Source organism: Mitsuokella sp. AF33-22, assembly GCF_003475755.1.
In the GTDB taxonomy this organism is placed as follows: domain Bacteria; phylum Bacillota; class Negativicutes; order Selenomonadales; family Selenomonadaceae; genus Mitsuokella.
The window spans coordinates 106,114-123,276 of record NZ_QRQA01000005.1 but is presented as its reverse complement, the minus strand read 5'-3'; the positions used below and the strand labels follow the sequence as shown (position 1 = coordinate 123,276).

Below are 17,163 nucleotides of genomic sequence, written 5' to 3'. Positions count from 1 at the left end.
TTTTCTTTATGATAAGAATCGAGGAAAACTCTGCGTTGCCGCAACAGGCCGGCCGCCAAGTTGCGGCAGGTACGCAAGGCGCTGTTTCCGACGACGTGCTCGTCACGCATTCGGCGGGCGGCGGCCCGGGCTGGCTGACGGGCATCCGGTCAAGCTCGACTGCTGAATCAATAAATCGATAAACGAACAGGAGAATATTATAGATGGAAAAGAGACGTTTGGGACGAAGCAATGTATTCGTCAATCCGGTCGGCCTCGGCTGCATGGGCTTCAGCCATGCGATGGGTGAGCCGGTCGCAAAGGAGCAGGCTGTCCGCACGCTGCGCGAGGCAGCAGAGGCCGGCTATGATTTCTTCGATACGGCGGAGTGCTATACGGGCGTATTGCCGGACGGCTCGACCTCGTACAATGAGGAGCTCGTGGGCAAGGCGCTCCAGGGTATCCGCGACAAAGTCGTCATCGCGACGAAGATGGGCGTTTACCATAATGAAGACCGCACACTCTCGCTCGACAGCAGTCCGACGGCCATCCGCAAGAGCATCGAAGGCAGCCTACGCCGCCTGGGCACGGACTACGTCGACCTCTACTACCAGCACCGCATCGACCCGAAGGTGGAGCCGGAGGTCGTGGCCGCCACGATGAAAGAGCTCATCAAGGAAGGGAAGATCCGCGCCTGGGGCATCTCGGAGACGACTGAGGAATACCTGCGCCGTGCGAACGCTGTCTGCCAGGTCACGGCCATCGAGAACCGCTATTCGATGATGGCGCGCTGGCATGAGTCGCTGTTCCCCGTCTGCGAGGAACTCGGCATCACGTTCGTCGCGTTCTCGCCGATGGCCAACGGCTTCCTGACGGGCAAGTACTCGCCGAAGACGAAGTTCGAGGGCAGTCAGGACTACCGCAAGCAGATGCCGCAGTATTCCGAGGAAGGCTACGAGAAGGGCAAGAAGCTCCTCGACTTCCTGACGGGGCTCGCAGAAGAGAAGAAAGCGACGCTCGGCCAGCTCTCGCTCGCCTGGATGCTCGCTAAGAAGCCGTACATCATCCCCATCCCGGGCTCGCGCAAGCTCAGCCGCCTGAAGGAGAACCTCGCGGCAGCCGACGTCGAGCTGACGGCGGACGAAGTGGCGCGCATCGACACGGAACTCGATGGAATGGATTTTGAAGTATTTGGCGGCTATGCAGCAAGATGAGGAAATAAAGATGCTGGTTGCAGAAAGTGGGTGTTTGTCATGGACAAGCTTTCAAGACGCAGTTTTGTGAAGATGGCGGGGTTGGTGGCCGCAGCAGCGGTCATGCCGGGCTTCTCGTCGGACGAGATCAAGAAGGCGGAGGGCAAAGAAGAAGAATTGACGAAGGCGGAGCCGGGGACTGGTGGTGACCATTACGAAGCACCGCAGGACCGTCAGGGCGGCGAATCGGTTGTCTACTTCACGCGCGACCTATCGGCCGCCGGACTGCTCAAACTGTATGAGAAGATTGCGCCGAACATCACGGGGCGCGTCGGCATCAAGCTGCACACGGGTGAGCCGCACGGGCCGAACATCATCCCGCGGCTGTGGGTCAAGGAGCTCATCGCGAAGAATCTGCCTGAGGCGAAAATCGTCGAGACGAATACCTATTATCAGGGTGACCGCTACACGACGGAGCAGCATAGGAAAACCCTAGCCATCAACGGCTGGGACTTCGCGCCCGTCGACATCATGGATGAATCCGGCACAGCCATGCTGCCCGTCAAGGGCGGCAAGTGGTTCATGGAGATGTCCGTCGGCGCGCATCTCCTGGATTACGACTCGCTGCTCGTGCTTACGCACTTCAAGGGGCATACGATGGGCGGCTTCGGCGGCTCCAATAAGAACATCGGCATCGGCTGCGCGGACGGCCGCATCGGCAAGAAGATGATCCATGCGGGTTCGGAGTCCGAGCAGTGGGCCATGGGCAAGGAAATGCTCATGGAGCGCATCACGGAGTCGTCGAAGGCGACGGTAGACCATTTCGGCGATCACATCGCCTATCTCAATGTGCTGCGCAACATGTCGGTGGACTGCGACTGTGCGGGCACGACGGCCGCGAAGCCAACGGTGCCGAACATCGGCATGCTGGCCTCGACGGACATCCTCGCCATCGACCAGGCCTCCGTCGACCTCATCTACGCGCTGCCGGAGCACTACCGCCACGACCTCGTCGAGCGCATGGAGACGCGCCACGGCCTGCGCCAGCTCAGCTACATGAAAGAGCTCGGCATGGGCCGTGACCGCTACGTCCTGCTCGACTGCGACCATGGCGAGAAGCCCATCACGCTCGCCGATGCCGTGAGCAAGGTCAAGCCGTTTCGCTGAGCTACCCGACGAGTGGGTCGCATGATACGAGAAAATAAGATAGAGATACGATAGAAAAGGAGCATTGTGAAAATGGAGTATACGAATCTGAGCAATGGCATCAAGGTCCCTCTTTTAGGCCTTGGCACGTTCATGATCAGCCCGGAGGATACCGAGCGCTCGGTCTACGAGGGCATCAAGGCGGGCTACCGCCTCATCGATACGGCGAATGCCTACCTGAATGAGGAGGCTGTCGGCAGGGGAATCTGGCGCGCGCTAGAGGAAGGCCTCGTGAAGCGCGAGGCAATCTTCCTCTCGACAAAGATCTGGCCGACGCATTACGAGAGAGAGGGTGCGGTGGAGAAGACGCTCGAGCGCCTCGGCGTCACGTACGTCGACCTGCTCTTCATCCATCAGCCGGCCGGCAATTTCCTCGCGGGCTACAAGAACATCGAGCGCGCCTATCAGGCGGGCAAGGCCCGCTCGCTCGGTATCTCGAATATCCACGGCGAGAAGCTTGAGCGACTGCTCGCCGCTGCAGAAGTCAAGCCGCATGTCATCCAGCTCGAGACGCATCCGTACTGCATCCAGCACGAGACGCTGGACCGCCTCAAAGCGTACGGCACGAAGCTCATGGGCTGGTATCCGCTCGGTCACGGCGACAAGGGCCTGCTGCAGGAGCCGGTCTTCAATGAATTGGCCGCGAAGTACCACAAGAGTGCAGCGCAGATTATCCTGCGCTGGGCCGTGCAGAAGGGGTTCATCACGATCCCGGGCACGAAGAATCCCGACCACCTGCGCGCGAACATCGACCTGTTCGACTTCGCTCTGACGCTGGATGAGATGGCCGAGATTGCCATGCTCGATGGTAAGAAGCGCTATTACACGGCCGACGCCGCTCAGGAAGAGAAGTATGCCTCGATGCATCTGCCGTTTGAGGTCTGAGCGCTCCGATAAGAAAAAAATCCGCAAGACGATTGTCATGATCTGTCTTGCGGATTTTTGTCGTATGGGGGCATCCTCACGCATCTTTTGTGAGCACGACGCGGTCGACGGTGGAGCCGTCCTCGAGGTGGCAGGTGGCGATGCACTTGGTCGGGGTGACGGCGAGCGTCATGTAGTTGCGGTAGCGGCCCGGGTCGGACTGATCGAGGCTGACCTTGTCAAAGACCGTGTCGGGTGGCACCTTGTAGCGCTCGTTGCCCGCGGGGCCGAACATCAGGTAGGTGGGGCCATGGTCAGAAGGCGTTTTGTCGTAGATGTGTCCGCGGTTGCGGTACGTGTGCATGTGGCCCGTGAGCACGAGGTCGATGCCGAGCACGTCGAACGCCTTCATGAAGTCGTGGCCGACATCACTGATGCCGCCTGTGTGGCCCGTGCCCGGCTGGTATTCGTCGTAGGCGATGACATCCTTGTGCATCAGAACGATTTTCCAGGGCTGTTTCGTGGCCGTGGCATCGTGCTTGAGCCAGAGCAGCTCATCCTGCAAGAGGCCGGGCTTCAGGCCGTCGAGCTCTTCAAACTGTGTATTGAGCACGATGAAATGGGCGGGGCCGTAGTCAAACGAATAATAGTAGCCGGAAAAATCCCTGCTGCCGTTGTCAGGCACGGCAAAGGCAGCGAGATAGCGGCGCGGCAGGGCAAACTGCCAGTCAAGCCCGTAGCACTCATGATTGCCCATTACGGGGGCGAACGGGATATCTTTGGCATGGCCGGCCGTGAGTACGGACAGGAAGCTGTCCCAGTGCCAGGCGGACTGACCGTTGTCCGTGAGGTCGCCGATATCGGCGAGAAAAGCGGCCTGGGGGTGGCGTACGAGTATCTTTGCCAGTAGCTGAGCAAAGGGTTCATACGTTTCGCCGCACTGTGAGTCGTCGATGAGCAGGGCTTCGAAGGAAGAGAGCCCGCTGGCAGCCGTCACGACCGGCAGCGCCAGCGTCTCGTCTGCCATCCGGATACTGCCCTTGTAATGCGTGTCCGGCGTCAGATCGCTGAGACGCACGGTGTAGAAGGTCGTGGTCGTGTCATCCTGCAGCAGTGTATTTGCTTCAGGGGAAAAAGACTGCTGCCGGCCGTCCGGAGCGGTCAGCACGAAAGCTGCGCCTTGGCGGCCGCCGTCTGCCTGCCACATGATGGTGCGGCTCGTGGCAGAATCCCCGGTGATGATCTGGCGCGGGTATCTGATGATGCGGCCGGCTGCTCCCGCTGGTATACAACGTCCCAATCCCAGTGCCATCAGCGCGGTGGCACAGATTTGGATGAATGTTCTTCTGGTCATTTTGTTCAACGCAATCCTTCCTTGTTTTGTTTCTATTATAGCATTATAGCATAAGAGCATAACGCGGCGTTCTGTGAAACATCTTGGAAAACAGGTTTTACCTGACTGTGGCAGGATTTTTAGGAATTTTCTCGTAATAGTAACATAGTAATGAATTTGTATAAGGACGTTCAATTTATGGAATGGAGGGATTTTTATGGCAATCGTGGCTGCGATGGCGGTGCCGCATCCGCCCATCATCCTGCCGGAAATCGGCAGGGGAGAAGAAGAAAAGATTGCAAAGACGACAGCGGCGTACCGCGAAGTCATGAAGCGTGCGGCGTCACTGGAGCCGGATACCGTCGTCATCACGAGTCCGCATGCGACGATGTACAGCGATTATTTCCATATCTCACCGGGCGAGAAGGCGGAGGGAGATTTCGGTGCGTTTCGCTGCCCGGAGGTCAGAATCGAGGCGGAGTACGATGAAGCGTTCTCGAAAGCCTTGGCCAATGCCTGTGCGGCCGAGGATCTGCCGGCCGGTTTTCTTGGGGAACGGGAGCCGGCGCTCGACCACGGTACGATGATTCCTCTGTACTTCCTGCAGCCGGAACTCAAAAAGCCTGTCAAGGTCGTCCGCATCGGTCTTTCCGGCCTGTCAGCAGACATGCATTACCGTTTGGGACAGCTGATCAGGGAAACGGCAGGCAAGCTCGGGCGCCGCGCCGTGTTCATCGCGAGCGGAGACCTCTCGCACAAGCTCAAGGCGGAAGGGCCTTATGGCTTTGCCAAGGAAGGCCCGGTCTTTGATGAGGAGGTGACGAAAGATCTCGGTCAGGCGGATTTTCTGTCTTTGTTGACAATTCCGGCTGATTTGGCCGAGGGGGCGGCAGAATGCGGCCTGCGTTCCTTCTGGATTATGGCGGGAGCGCTTGATCGGCAGGCTGTCAAAGCGGAACTGCTCTCGCATGAGGGGACCTTCGGCGTCGGCTACGGTGTTGCGTACTTTACGCCAGAAGGGGAAGACGATGCGCGCAACATCGGCCGTCAGCTGCATGATAAGGAGATGCGCGATATTGCCGCTGTCCGTGAGCGCGAGGATGCGTATGTCCATCTCGCGCGTCTGAGCCTTGAGACGTTTGTCAGGAGTCATGTGTTCCTGCCGCTGCCGAAGGACCTGCCCGCGGAACTTCAGGACAGGCGTGCGGGCTGCTTTGTCTCCATCAAGAAGGATGGCCGCCTGCGCGGCTGTATCGGCACGCTGGCGCCGGGACGACGCAATCTCGCTGAGGAAATCCTCTACAATGCGGTTTCGGCCGGCATGCACGACCCGCGTTTCCCGCAGGTCACGCCGGAAGAACTTCCAAGGCTCGTCTACGACGTCGATGTGCTTTCGGAGCCTGAGCCCATCGATTCGCCGAAACAGCTCGATGTCAAGCGCTATGGTGTCATCGTCCAGAATGGTGAGCGGCGCGGCCTCCTGCTGCCGGATCTTGCCGGTGTGGACCGTGTGGATGAGCAGATTGCGATTGCCCGCCGCAAGGGCAATATCGGCGCGAGAGAGCCCGTACAGCTCTGGCGTTTCGAGGTGACGCGCCATGTCTGAGGCAAAGGTTGTCTGTTCGCTTTGCCCACACCGCTGTCATCTGGCGGCCGGGCAGACGGGATTCTGCCGCGCCCGGCAGAACCAGGATGGCGTCATTCGGCCGCTCAATTACGGTCTCCTGACTTCGGCGGCGCTTGACCCCATCGAGAAAAAGCCGCTCTACCATTTCCATCCGGGCAGCCATATCCTGTCGCTTGGCAGCTTTGGCTGCAATCTGCGCTGTCCGTTCTGCCAGAATTACACGATCTCGCAGGCAGGCATCGAGGGCTTTGCGGGGACGAAGCTGCCGCTGGAGCAGGTTACGCCGAAGGGAATCGTGGCAGCGGCCCAGCGGCTTGAGGAGACGTCCGGCAACATCGGCGTGGCCTTTACGTACAATGAGCCGCTCGTCAGCTATGAGTTCGTCTACGACACGGCAAGGCTCCTCAAGGAGGCAGGCCTTGCCGTTGTGCTTGTGACAAACGGGCAGATTGCAGAGTCGGCCTGGCTGCAGCTGTTGCCGTACGTCGATGCCGTCAACATCGATCTCAAGGGCTTCACGCAGGCATTTTACGATTGGATCGGCGGCAGCCTTGAGACGACAAAAGCCGCCATTTGCATGGCGGCTGAGCAGGGTGTTCATGTTGAAGTGACGACGCTCGTGATACCGGGGAAAAATGACAGCGCAGCGGACATGGCGGCAGAAGCACGGTGGCTGTCGCAGCTTTACTGGGAACTGCCGCTGCATCTCTCGCGGTATTTCCCGCGGTATCAGCTCGATATCCCGATGACGCCGGCTTCAACCCTCTATACCTTGCAGCAGGTGGCTCAGAAATTCCTTCGCTACGTGCATCTCGGCAACATCTGAAGCGTTCACGATTCCGGTGCATGCCGGGCCGCGCGTTTCTCATAGTACCAGGCACCGGCAATCAGCACGACGGCGAAGACGCAGACGACGATGAGCCGCGTCGGGTCCTCCTGATGCGTGATCGTATCATGGCCGATGATGGCCTCGATGCCCGTCGAGGGGAACTTGCCGACGAATGACGAGATCACGTAGTCACGCCAGCTCATGGCCGAGAGCGCACCGAGCGCGTTGAGGAGAATGGACGGGAAGTAGGGAACCATGCGGGCAATCAGCATGACGACAAAGCCCTGGCGCCCGCTGTATTTGTCGAGGTTTGCCAGCGTCTTGTGCTTGCTGATAATCTTTTCGGCCGCATCGCGGAAGAAGAAGCGCATGAGGCCGAAGCTCAGCGTCACGCCGACGGTTTCGGCAACGACACTGAGGAAGATGCCCCAGAAGATGCCGAAGATCAGCGTGTTGGCCGTCGAGAAGATGATGGCGGGCGGGAAGCCCAGCGCATTGACAAACAGGGTAAGAAGAAAGCTGAAGACGATGGCCCAGGGGCCGAAGGATGCAATGTATTCGGCTGTTTCCTTGATGTCGCCGCGGGAAAGAAGCCCTGCAAGATGCGGCAGGAAAGCCGGATTCAGCAGATGGATGATGAGAAAGAGCAGGACGATGGCCAAGGCTGCCGCGACTTTGACCATGCCCATGGATTTATGCAGGTGCAAGATGTGTATCCTCCTAAAACAAACTTACATGCCTATTATACCATTTCTCTCATGGAGATTACATGAATTCTATGGTAAAATAAAAACGATATGTCTGAAACCGGGCATGGAAAGGAGCGGGTAGCAAACCCATGGACAAGTTGAAAACGCAGCGCTGGCATGACGGCCTGCTGGCAGGAGTCATGACGGCTCTGCCGCTGGCAGCTTCGCTGCTCGTCGTGACCAATCTGCTCGTGATGACGGGGATGCCCTTTACGGGTGTCTATACGGCATCGTTTGTCACGGCCATCCTTGGTACCATCCTGATGGGGCGGTGCCGTCTAGCCGTCGCGGCAGCGCCGGGACTGGCCCTGACATCCTGGCTGGTCTATATCGTGATTCTCGCGCGGGGCGTGAGCTGGCAGATGGTGCTCTTCATGGGAGCAGCGGCGTCGCTCGTATCGTTCCTGCTCCTGGCCGGCGCGCCGCGCTTCCCGCGGCTGCAGCAGCTTCCCGAAAAGCTGATGCCGCCTTGCCTGCGCCGGGCCTTGCGTGGGGCGGTCGGCCTCATGCTCATTGCACTCGGGCTCTTCGAGGGGCGGCTGCTCATGGGCGCGCCGACAGGGCTCCTGCAGCTCGGCGGCTTTTCAGATCCCATGGCCTATTTGAGCTTTACGGGCATCCTCGTGCTCTTCGGACTCATGGCCATGAAGAAGCGCTGGGCACCGGGCGCGGCGTTCCTCGTGACAGCAGTGCTGGCCTTCATCGGCGGCTTCTGGGTCTTGCCGGATGCGCCGTTCCTGCAGCCGGAAGGGCTTGACCGGACGGGGCTGCAGCTCATCTTTATGACGGGCTGGCAGACCATATCACCGGCCTGTTATTTCGACCTCTCCGTTTTCCTGCTGCTCTTCCTGCTGGTTTCCGGTGCCGGCAGTCTCACCGCACTGGCGCCGGAGGCGGCGAAGCGGAAACCGCTTTGCCTGCTGTCACTGGTGAGCTTTATCGGCTGCCTGCTCGGCACCATGCCGGTCATGGCGGCGCCGGAGTCGGCCGTTGGGCAGGCTGTCGGCAGCAGCCGCCCGCAGCGCATGGCGTACTGGACGGCCGTCGTTCTCGCGCTGCTGCTCGTGGCAGAGCCCGTGATGGCGTCGCTGGCGAGCTTTGCAGCCGTCATGGTGCCGGTGCTCGTCGGAGCGGGCATCGTGATGCTTCGGCGCATGGGACCGGTATTTCAGGGCGATTTTGCCGAGCAGGCAGCGGCGGGAGTGCTGTTCCTGCTGCTGCCGCTGACACAGGATATCGCAGCGGGACTAGGGGCTTCCGTCATTGCCTATGTCTGCCTCAAGCTGCTGGCCGGCTGCGATGACGAGGTGCCACGCCCGATGCGGGTGCTCGCCGTTTGTTTTGCCCTGTATTTTTTCTTCGGGTTTTGGTCAATGATTTGATGATATCGTGAATGGAATAAAGATAAGGAGTGTTCTTATTCGTGTCAATGCATTGGAATTCTTATGGAAAATATCTTTTGACGGGGGTCGTCCTCGGATCCTTCCTGTTTTATGCACCGCATGTCACAGAGGCAAAGCGTCATAAAACGCAGCCACAGCCGCAGACCAAAGTGGAGCAGCATGCTTCTGCCAAGGTGGATTCGCGTGTGGAGATGCACCCCGATCTGCGCCGGGAAGACCAATTGCATGCCACGTCGGAAAAGGAGCTGTCGGGAGGCAGTGACTTCCAGTCGCGCATCCATGCAATCCTCTATCCGGGCGGACAGCAGAGCCCGTCCATGACGCCTCTTTCGGTGCCGCAGACGATGTCAGCCTACGATGATTCGATCATCGGCACACCACTTGCAAGCCAGGAACAGTGCGTGCGGTATCTCCTGAGCGTCAATCCGCATCCGGACATCACAGTTACGCCGCAGGAACTCGTCTCATACTACTATGAAGAGGGCGAGCGCGAGGGCATCCGCCCCGATGTGGCTTTTGCACAGGCGCTGAAGGAAACGGGCTTCTTCCGCTACGGCGGCGACGTCATCCCGCAGCAGAACAACTTCTGCGGGCTCGGCACGACGGGCGGCGGCGTCAAGGGGGCGTTCTTCCCGACGGCACAGCTCGGCGTCCGCGCACATATCCAGCACCTCCTGGCCTATGCTTCGACGCGTGAGCCGAGCGCACCCGTCATCGATCCGCGCTATCAGCTCGTACGTGACTCCTATGGTGACCGCACGCTTGGACGCTGGGAGGACCTCAACGGCCGCTGGGCCGTACCGGGCCATACGTATGGACAGAGCATCCTCTCGATGTTCCGCGCCATGCTGACCGAATGAGAACCGCATTGTCCGGATGATTCCATAGAATTTCCTGTTACATTCTCTATAATGAAGAAAGCGATTTGTATTTGAAAGGGATGAAGATCTACTAATGATTACTACGAACAACGTCAGCCTCCAGTTTGGCAAACGTGTCCTCTATAAGGATGTCAACCTCAAGTTCACGCCGGGCAACTGCTACGGCATCATCGGTGCGAACGGTGCTGGCAAATCCACGTTCCTGAAACTTTTGGCCGGCGATATCGAGCCGACGAGCGGCGTGATCGAGATCACGCCGGGTGAGCGCCTGGCTGTGCTGCAGCAGGACCATTACGCCTACGATGATTACGAAGTCCTGCGTACGGTCATCATGGGACACAAGCGCCTCGTGGAGATCATGGACGAGAAGGATGCGCTCTATGCCAAGCCGGATTTCTCGGAGGAAGACGGCATGCGCGCGTCGGAGCTCGAGGCAGAGTTTGCCGAGCTCAACGGCTGGGATGCGGAATCGGAGGCGGCACGTCTGCTCAATGGCCTCGGCATTCCTGAGAATGAGCACAGCATGAAGATGGCAGATCTCACGGCCAAGGAAAAAGTTCGCGTTCTCCTGGCACAGGCGCTGTTCGGCAACCCGGATATCCTGCTGCTCGATGAGCCGACGAACCATCTCGACGTCGAGTCCATTAACTGGCTCGAGAATTTCCTCGCGGATTTCCCGAATACGGTCATCGTCGTTTCGCATGACCGTCACTTCCTCAACCAGGTCTGCACGTATATCTGCGACGTCGATTTTGGCGAGATCAAGCTCTATGCCGGTAACTACGACTTCTGGTATCAGTCGAGCCAGCTGGCATTGCAGCTGCAGAAGGAGCAGAACAAGAAGGCGGAGGAGAAGATCAAGGAACTCCAGAACTTCATCGCGCGCTTTGCCGCCAATGCCGCCAAATCCAAGCAGGCGACGAGCCGTAAGAAGCTGCTCGACAAGATCAAGGTCGAGGATATCAAGCCTTCTTCGCGCCGTTATCCGTACATTGCCTTCACGCCGGACCGCGAGGCTGGTGACCAGCTGCTGCAGGTCGACGGTATCTCGAAGATGGTCGACGGCGAGCAGGTGCTCAAGAATGTCAGCTTCACGCTGAAGCGCGGCGATAAGGTCGCTTTTGTCGGTCCGAACAGCATCGGCAAGACGATGCTCTTCAAGATCCTCATGGGTGAGGAACAGGCAGATGAAGGCACGTTCAAATGGGGCGTGACGACGACGCAGGCGTACCTGCCGTCCGACAACTCCGCTTATTTTGACGGCGTTGATCTCAATCTCGTCGACTGGCTGCGCCAGTATTCAAAGGACCCGGATGAGACGTTCGTGCGCGGTTTCCTCGGACGCATGCTGTTCTCGGGCGAGGAGAGCCAGAAGAAGGCATCCGTTCTTTCCGGCGGCGAGCGCGTGCGCTGCATGCTGTCGCGCATGATGCTCTCCGGTGCTAACGTCCTGCTGCTCGATGAACCGACGAACCATCTCGATCTGGAGTCCATCACGGCGCTCAACAACGGCCTCATTGCCTTCAAGGGAACGGCCCTTTTCGTGTCGCACGACCATGAATTTGTTCAGACGATTGCCAACCGCATCATCGATATCACGCCGGATGGCGTCGTCGACCGCCTTTCGACGTACGACGACTTCCTGGCCAATGAGACGGTGCGTCAGCAGCTGGCGGAGAAATATAAGAAATAAGGCGATAAACCGATGTTCGATAAATTCTTGCATAATGCCATAGAAGATGCCAGTGCCACGGCGCGGTTGCGCGAGATGATCGCCGTGCTGCGCAAGCGCGAAGTCGTGCGCGGCATGACGCCGGAAAAACTCCGGCAGGTGCTCGAGGATCTCGGTCCGACTTTTGTCAAGCTCGGTCAGGTCATGAGCATGCGCCCGGATTTCCTGCCGCCTGAGTACTGCGATGAGCTCATGAAGCTGCAGACGGGGGCCAAGCCGCTGCCGTTCCGCGTGATCCTCGAGGTCATCGAGCAGGAATACAGCCGGCGCTGGAATCAAGTGTTCCAGAGCATTGACGAGGAGGCCCTGGGCTCAGCGAGTATCGCACAGGTGCACCGCGCCGTGCTCACGACGGGGGAGAAAGTCGTCGTCAAGGTGCAGCGCCCGGGCATCTATGAGATCATGAGCAAGGATATCCTGCTGCTGAAGCGGGCGGCGACCCTGCTCAAGATCATCAGCCGCTCGCAGGATGTCCTCGATTTCAATATGGTGCTCGACGAGATGTGGATGATTGCCAAGCAGGAGATGGATTTCCTGATGGAGGCGGATCACATCGAGGAATTTGAGCATCTCAACCGCGATGTCGATTACGTTTCCTGCCCGAAGGTCTATCGCCAGCTTTCGACCCAGCACATCCTCGTTATGGAATTTATCGACGGCGTGCGCATCGATGATTTTGATGCCCTGCGCGCCAATGGCTATGACATCACGCTTTTGGGCCGGCGCCTCGGCGAAAACTACGTCAAGCAGATCATCGAGGACGGTTATTTCCATGCCGACCCGCATCCCGGCAATATCTGGATCCGCAACGGCCGCATCGTCTGGCTGGACCTCGGTATGATGGGCAGGCTTTCAAGCCGCGACCGCATGGCCATCCGCAAGGCCGTCTATGCGCTTGCGAATCACGATACCTTCGAGATGAAGGCAGCTGTCCTGTCGCTCGGCGTCGTCCACGGGCGCATCAATCACACGGCGCTCTATCAGGACATCGATGCGCTGATGGCTCAGTACAGTTCGCTGGATTTCCGCTCGCTGCAGATGGGCGTGCTGACGCGCCAGATCATGAATATCCTGCGCGTGCATCATATCGGCTGTCCGCAGGGGCTCTCGATGTTCGCGCGCGGCGTCCTGACGATAGAGGGCGTCATGCGCCTCTGCTGTCCGAAGGTCAGCTTTGTCGAGATCTTTGCCAAGAGCCTGTCGGTCGATTTCAAGAAGAACTTCAACTGGCGCGATGAACTCGACAAGGCCAAGCGCGAGGGACTCGTGCTCCTGCGCAAGTCTGCGCAGCTGCCCGAGCAGATCTCGGATATCCTCAAGATGACGATGAGCGGCCAGACGAAGGTCAACCTCGATCTGACGGGGGCGGAAGAGCCGCTCCGGCACCTCGACCGCATGATCAACAAGGTCATATTGGCCGTGCTCTGTGCGGCTCTGCTGCTGGCTTCCAGCACGATATGCACGACGAATATGACGCCGAAGATCATGGAGATTCCCCTTCTGGGATTCCTGGGCTATGCGATTGCCTTTATCTTGAGCATCCGCATCATCTGGGATATCCACAAGGGGATTTGAGTGTGGCATTCTGGCGGGAAACATGGTAAAATTCCCTTATATTCCTGCTGCCGGTGAAGCTGCCGGCAGCGCAGGATCAGGAAAACGATTTGTCCGAGGAGGAAACGGCATGAGAGGGATTCGCGGGGCAATCACGGTTGCACATAATGAGAAGGAAGAGATTTGGCAGGCAGCACAGGACATGATGCAGGAAATCCTGCAGCGCAATGCGCTGCAGCCGGAGGATATCGGCGCGGTCATCTTTTCGATGACGGAGGATCTCACAGCGTCTTTTCCAACTGCCGGCGTGCGCCGTATTCCAGGTTTTGAACTCGTGCCGCTCTTTGATGCGCGTCAGTGTGCCATCGAGGGAAGCCTGCCGCTCTGCATTCGCGTGCTTGTCCTGGCCGATACGGACCTCAGACAGGCGGAGATCCGGCATGTCTATCTTGGTGAAGCCGCACGCCTCCGTCCGGATATTGCCAGCTGATTTATGAACTAAAAAACGGCAGATGCATGGCTTGTGTCAGATGCATCTGCCGTTTATTTTTACAAAAGAAAAAGAAACGAACCAATGATTTAATATATACACATAAGAAAAGATTTTTATGTTATTTTTTTATGTGCATATAGTTGAATTATGTTGAATCATGTTGTGAGTGCTCATTCTTGGCCGTTATCTGTATTTTACGGATTGCCAGGCTCTGTACTTTTACAGAAAAATCTTGTACAATGAATAAGTAAAATAAAACATTTCAGAATCAAATGGTAAGGGGAGATACGTTTTGAGTAACATCGATACGAAATGCGTCAATGCGATCCGCGTCCTGTCCGCAGACGCCATCCAGAAAGCAAAATCGGGTCATCCTGGCCTGCCGCTCGGCAGTGCAGCCATGGCCTATGAGCTGTGGGCAAACCATATGAATCACAATCCAAAGGATACGAAGTGGGCAAACCGTGACCGCTTCATCCTCTCGGGCGGCCATGGTTCGGCCATGCTGTACTCGCTGCTGCACTTCTTCGGTTATGGCCTGACCATGGACGATATGAAGCAGTTCCGTCAGCTCGGTTCCCTGACGCCGGGCCATCCAGAATACGGCCACACGGTTGGTGTAGAAGCCACGACGGGCCCGCTCGGTGCTGGCATGGGCATGGCTGTCGGCATGGCAATGGCAGAGGCACATCTCGCATCGATGTTCAACCGCCCGGGCTATCCGGTCGTTGACCACTACACGTTCGCGCTCGGCGGCGACGGCTGCATGATGGAGGGCATTTCCTCCGAGGCCTTCTCGCTGGCTGGCACGCTCGGCCTGTCGAAGCTCATCGTCCTTTACGATTCCAACAAGATCTCCATCGAGGGCAACACGGATATCGCCTTCACGGAAGATGTCCAGGCCCGCATGCGTGCCTTTGGCTTCCAGACGATTACGGTCGAGGACGGCAATGATCTTGAAGCCATTGGCAAGGCCATCGAAGAGGCCAAGGCAGATAAAGAGCATCCGTCCTTCATCACGGTGCGCACGCAGATCGGCTACGGCTGCCCGGCCAAGCAGGGCAAGGCCAGCGCTCATGGCGAGCCGCTCGGCGAGGAGAACGTCAAGGCTCTGAAGGAGAACCTTGGCTGGCCGGAGCCTGAGAAGACTTTCAACATCCCGGAGGATGTCTATGCACATTATGCAGAGAAGGCCAAGAAGGGCGAAGAGGCAGAAGCTGCCTGGAACAAGATGTTCGCTGAGTACTGCGAGAAGTTCCCGGAAGACAAGGCACGCTGGGAGAAATATCACACGGCTGTCAACGCTGAGGCTCTCTACAACAACGATGCATTCTGGGCCAAGGAAGAGAAGGCTGTGGCAACGCGTGCTCTCTCCGGCAAGAAGATCAACTTCCTCAAGGACATCATGCCGAACCTCATCGGCGGCAGTGCTGACCTCGCACCGTCCAACAAGACGCATATGGAAGGCGAGAGCGATTTCAGCAAGACGAATTATGCGGGCCGCAACCTGCATTTCGGTGTCCGCGAGCTGGCCATGGCTGCCATCGAGAACGGCCTGATGCTTCACGGCGGTCTGCGTGCTTATGTCGCTACCTTCTTCGTCTTCAGCGACTACATGAAGCCGATGATGCGCCTAGCGGCTCTCATGCACCTGCCGACGACGTACGTCCTGACGCATGACAGTATCGGTGTCGGCGAAGATGGCCCGACGCATGAGCCAATCGAACAGCTTGCCATGCTGCGTTCGCTGCCGAATTTCAACGTCTTCCGTCCGGCCGATGCCACGGAGACGGCTGCTGGCTGGTATCTGGCTGTCACGTCCGAGCATACGCCGACGGCTCTCGTGCTCACGCGCCAGAACCTGCCGCAGCTGCCGGGCTCCAGCAAGGATGCGCTGAAGGGTGCTTATGTCGTTTCGGAAGCCAAGGATGCTGCGAACATGGATGGTATCCTCATCGGTACGGGCTCTGAGGTTTCGCTGGCCATTGAAGCACAGGAAGAGCTCGCCAAGAGCGGCATCGACGTCCGCGTTGTCTCCATGCCGTGCATGGATCTCTTCGAGCAGCAGAGCGCTGAGTACAAGGAAAGCGTCCTGCCAAAGGATGTTCGCGCACGTGTTGCTGTTGAAGCACTCTCGAGCTTCGGCTGGGGCCGCTATGTCGGCCTTGACGGCGCTACGGTCTGCATGGAGGGCTTCGGTGCTTCGGCGCCTGCCAACCTGCTTTTCGAGAAGTTCGGCTTCACGAAGCAGCATGTGGTTGAAGCAGCCATGAAGGTCATCGCTGCCAACAAATAAAAATAACGTATCGTTTTGTATACATGAGGGGCTTGCCTTGGCGGGCCCCTCATTTTTGTAATCTTTTATACTCAAAATGTAGGCTTATATAACACAAATGTCCTTTTTATCGCACTTGCTATAGAAAATGATACGCTAGGGTGCGTGGACAAGAAAATCTTTATAAAATAAGTGTTGACAAGGGTTTTGGAGGGTGTTATATTATAGGAGTGCCTGATTTGAGCGCACGATTTAGTGATACAGGAGAGTGAAAGCAATGACACTGGATACACTGAAAAGTGCCAGTCGGGTGATTGGTATCAAGCAGGTTTCCAAAGCTGTGAAGCGGGAAAGCGTGATGAGCGTTTTCATCGCCGATGATGCAGATGAGCGCGTGACGGCGCCGCTCGTTCTTCTCTGTGAAGAGCATGGCGTCACGGTTGAGCATGCAGAGACAATGCAGGAGCTCGGCAAAGCGTGCGGCATCGAAGTCGGCGCAGCGGCAGCGGCGGTCCTCAAGCAGCCTATTTGTTAAAAACTCAGGAGCACTGCTTCGGGGTTTTAATAAATAATAAATTCTCAATATGAAGGAAGGAGGTGCATGTATGCCTACTATCAATCAGTTAGTTCGTAAGAGCAGAAAGAGCATGCAGGAGAAGTCCAAAGCACCAGCACTCAAGAATTGCCCGCAGAAACGTGGTGTTTGCACGCGTGTTTACACGTCTACGCCGAAGAAGCCGAACTCGGCTCTGCGTAAGGTTGCCCGTGTTCGTTTGACGAACAGCATCGAGGTTACCGCATACATCCCAGGCATTGGTCATAATCTTCAGGAGCATAGCGTTGTTCTGATTCGCGGCGGTCGTGTCAAGGACCTGCCAGGTGTTCGTTACCACATCATCCGTGGTTCGCTCGATACTGCCGGTGTGCAGGATCGCGGCCAGGGCCGTTCCAAGTACGGTGCGAAGAAAGCCAAAGCGAAGAAGAAATAAGAAACGGATTCCTGCCTGAGGGCGGGAGATATATGCTAATGAAGAAGGAGGTAAAA

15 protein-coding genes are annotated in these 17,163 nt (G+C 57.7%); 13 read left to right on the top strand and 2 right to left on the bottom strand.

Features of this window, described 5'->3' with window-relative positions:
- The first annotated feature begins 203 nt into the window (after positions 1 to 203).
- From DWZ54_RS04605 to DWZ54_RS04595, 3 genes are all read left to right on the top strand, one after another.
- On the top strand, positions 204 to 1,193 hold the full coding sequence (locus DWZ54_RS04605; RefSeq protein ID WP_118474675.1) for an aldo/keto reductase: 990 nt from the start codon (positions 204 to 206) through the stop codon (positions 1,191 to 1,193).
- A gap of 39 nt (positions 1,194 to 1,232) precedes the next feature.
- Complete coding sequence (locus DWZ54_RS04600) at positions 1,233 to 2,339, top strand: DUF362 domain-containing protein (RefSeq protein ID WP_118474674.1); 1,107 nt, start codon at positions 1,233 to 1,235, stop codon at positions 2,337 to 2,339.
- Between the two features lie 72 nt (positions 2,340 to 2,411).
- Positions 2,412 to 3,263, top strand: coding sequence for an aldo/keto reductase (locus DWZ54_RS04595; RefSeq protein ID WP_118474673.1), 852 nt, complete (start codon positions 2,412 to 2,414; stop codon positions 3,261 to 3,263).
- 76 nt (positions 3,264 to 3,339) lie between these two features.
- Here the strand turns inward: DWZ54_RS04595 and DWZ54_RS04590 are convergent, their stop codons facing one another.
- Positions 3,340 to 4,596, bottom strand: a complete 1,257-nt coding sequence (locus DWZ54_RS04590; RefSeq protein ID WP_233541622.1) for a metallophosphoesterase — start codon at positions 4,594 to 4,596, stop codon at positions 3,340 to 3,342.
- 196 nt (positions 4,597 to 4,792) lie between these two features.
- Between DWZ54_RS04590 and amrA the strand changes: the two genes are divergently transcribed.
- The gene (gene amrA, locus DWZ54_RS04585) at positions 4,793 to 6,181 is read left to right on the top strand and encodes an AmmeMemoRadiSam system protein A (RefSeq protein ID WP_118474671.1); all 1,389 of its coding nucleotides are present in this window, start codon (positions 4,793 to 4,795) and stop codon (positions 6,179 to 6,181) included.
- Positions 6,174 to 7,028, top strand: coding sequence for an AmmeMemoRadiSam system radical SAM enzyme (amrS, locus tag DWZ54_RS04580; protein WP_118474670.1), 855 nt, complete (start codon positions 6,174 to 6,176; stop codon positions 7,026 to 7,028). The genes amrA and amrS overlap by 8 nt, the downstream gene beginning before the upstream one ends.
- Before the next feature lie 5 nt (positions 7,029 to 7,033).
- Here amrS and DWZ54_RS04575 read toward each other — a convergent pair whose 3' ends face one another.
- On the bottom strand, positions 7,034 to 7,714 hold the full coding sequence (locus tag DWZ54_RS04575) for a TVP38/TMEM64 family protein (protein ID WP_118474708.1): 681 nt from the start codon (positions 7,712 to 7,714) through the stop codon (positions 7,034 to 7,036).
- 155 nt (positions 7,715 to 7,869) lie between these two features.
- Between DWZ54_RS04575 and DWZ54_RS04570 the strand changes: the two genes are divergently transcribed.
- From DWZ54_RS04570 to rpsL, 8 genes are all read left to right on the top strand, one after another.
- Positions 7,870 to 9,162, top strand: a complete 1,293-nt coding sequence (locus DWZ54_RS04570) for a hypothetical protein (protein ID WP_118474669.1) — start codon at positions 7,870 to 7,872, stop codon at positions 9,160 to 9,162.
- Between the two features lie 47 nt (positions 9,163 to 9,209).
- Positions 9,210 to 10,043, top strand: a complete 834-nt coding sequence (locus DWZ54_RS04565) for a glucosaminidase domain-containing protein (RefSeq protein ID WP_233541621.1) — start codon at positions 9,210 to 9,212, stop codon at positions 10,041 to 10,043.
- Between the two features lie 94 nt (positions 10,044 to 10,137).
- Positions 10,138 to 11,757, top strand: a complete 1,620-nt coding sequence (locus DWZ54_RS04560) for an ABC-F family ATP-binding cassette domain-containing protein (RefSeq protein WP_118014835.1) — start codon at positions 10,138 to 10,140, stop codon at positions 11,755 to 11,757.
- 12 nt (positions 11,758 to 11,769) lie between these two features.
- Complete coding sequence (locus tag DWZ54_RS04555) at positions 11,770 to 13,371, top strand: AarF/ABC1/UbiB kinase family protein (protein WP_118474668.1); 1,602 nt, start codon at positions 11,770 to 11,772, stop codon at positions 13,369 to 13,371.
- Between the two features lie 109 nt (positions 13,372 to 13,480).
- The gene (gene aroH, locus DWZ54_RS04550; protein ID WP_118474667.1) at positions 13,481 to 13,840 is read left to right on the top strand and encodes a chorismate mutase; all 360 of its coding nucleotides are present in this window, start codon (positions 13,481 to 13,483) and stop codon (positions 13,838 to 13,840) included.
- A 295-nt stretch (positions 13,841 to 14,135) separates the two neighbouring features.
- Complete coding sequence (gene tkt / locus DWZ54_RS04545) at positions 14,136 to 16,139, top strand: transketolase (RefSeq protein ID WP_118474666.1); 2,004 nt, start codon at positions 14,136 to 14,138, stop codon at positions 16,137 to 16,139.
- Between the two features lie 256 nt (positions 16,140 to 16,395).
- Entirely contained in the window at positions 16,396 to 16,653 is a 258-nt protein-coding gene (locus DWZ54_RS04540; RefSeq protein WP_118014828.1) for a ribosomal L7Ae/L30e/S12e/Gadd45 family protein, read from the top strand.
- A gap of 70 nt (positions 16,654 to 16,723) precedes the next feature.
- Positions 16,724 to 17,107 carry a 30S ribosomal protein S12 gene (gene rpsL, locus DWZ54_RS04535; RefSeq protein WP_005842087.1) on the top strand — a complete coding sequence of 128 codons (384 nt, stop codon included), beginning with the start codon at positions 16,724 to 16,726 and terminating at the stop codon, positions 17,105 to 17,107.
- Positions 17,108 to 17,163: the final 56 nt, after the last annotated feature.

Coding starts and splice junctions, on each gene's coding strand:
- DWZ54_RS04600 (WP_118474674.1), top strand. CDS start 1,233: ATGGACAAGCTTTCAAGACGCAGTTTTGTGAAGATGGCGGGGTTGGTG.
- DWZ54_RS04605 (WP_118474675.1), top strand. CDS start 204: ATGGAAAAGAGACGTTTGGGACGAAGCAATGTATTCGTCAATCCGGTC.
- DWZ54_RS04595 (WP_118474673.1), top strand. CDS start 2,412: ATGGAGTATACGAATCTGAGCAATGGCATCAAGGTCCCTCTTTTAGGC.
- DWZ54_RS04560 (WP_118014835.1), top strand. CDS start 10,138: ATGATTACTACGAACAACGTCAGCCTCCAGTTTGGCAAACGTGTCCTC.
- aroH (WP_118474667.1), top strand. CDS start 13,481: ATGAGAGGGATTCGCGGGGCAATCACGGTTGCACATAATGAGAAGGAA.
- amrA (WP_118474671.1), top strand. CDS start 4,793: ATGGCAATCGTGGCTGCGATGGCGGTGCCGCATCCGCCCATCATCCTG.
- amrS (WP_118474670.1), top strand. CDS start 6,174: ATGTCTGAGGCAAAGGTTGTCTGTTCGCTTTGCCCACACCGCTGTCAT.
- DWZ54_RS04570 (WP_118474669.1), top strand. CDS start 7,870: ATGGACAAGTTGAAAACGCAGCGCTGGCATGACGGCCTGCTGGCAGGA.
- DWZ54_RS04590 (WP_233541622.1), bottom strand. CDS start 4,596: ATGACCAGAAGAACATTCATCCAAATCTGTGCCACCGCGCTGATGGCA.
- DWZ54_RS04555 (WP_118474668.1), top strand. CDS start 11,770: ATGTTCGATAAATTCTTGCATAATGCCATAGAAGATGCCAGTGCCACG.
- rpsL (WP_005842087.1), top strand. CDS start 16,724: ATGCCTACTATCAATCAGTTAGTTCGTAAGAGCAGAAAGAGCATGCAG.
- DWZ54_RS04540 (WP_118014828.1), top strand. CDS start 16,396: ATGACACTGGATACACTGAAAAGTGCCAGTCGGGTGATTGGTATCAAG.
- DWZ54_RS04575 (WP_118474708.1), bottom strand. CDS start 7,714: ATGGTCAAAGTCGCGGCAGCCTTGGCCATCGTCCTGCTCTTTCTCATC.
- DWZ54_RS04565 (WP_233541621.1), top strand. CDS start 9,210: ATGCATTGGAATTCTTATGGAAAATATCTTTTGACGGGGGTCGTCCTC.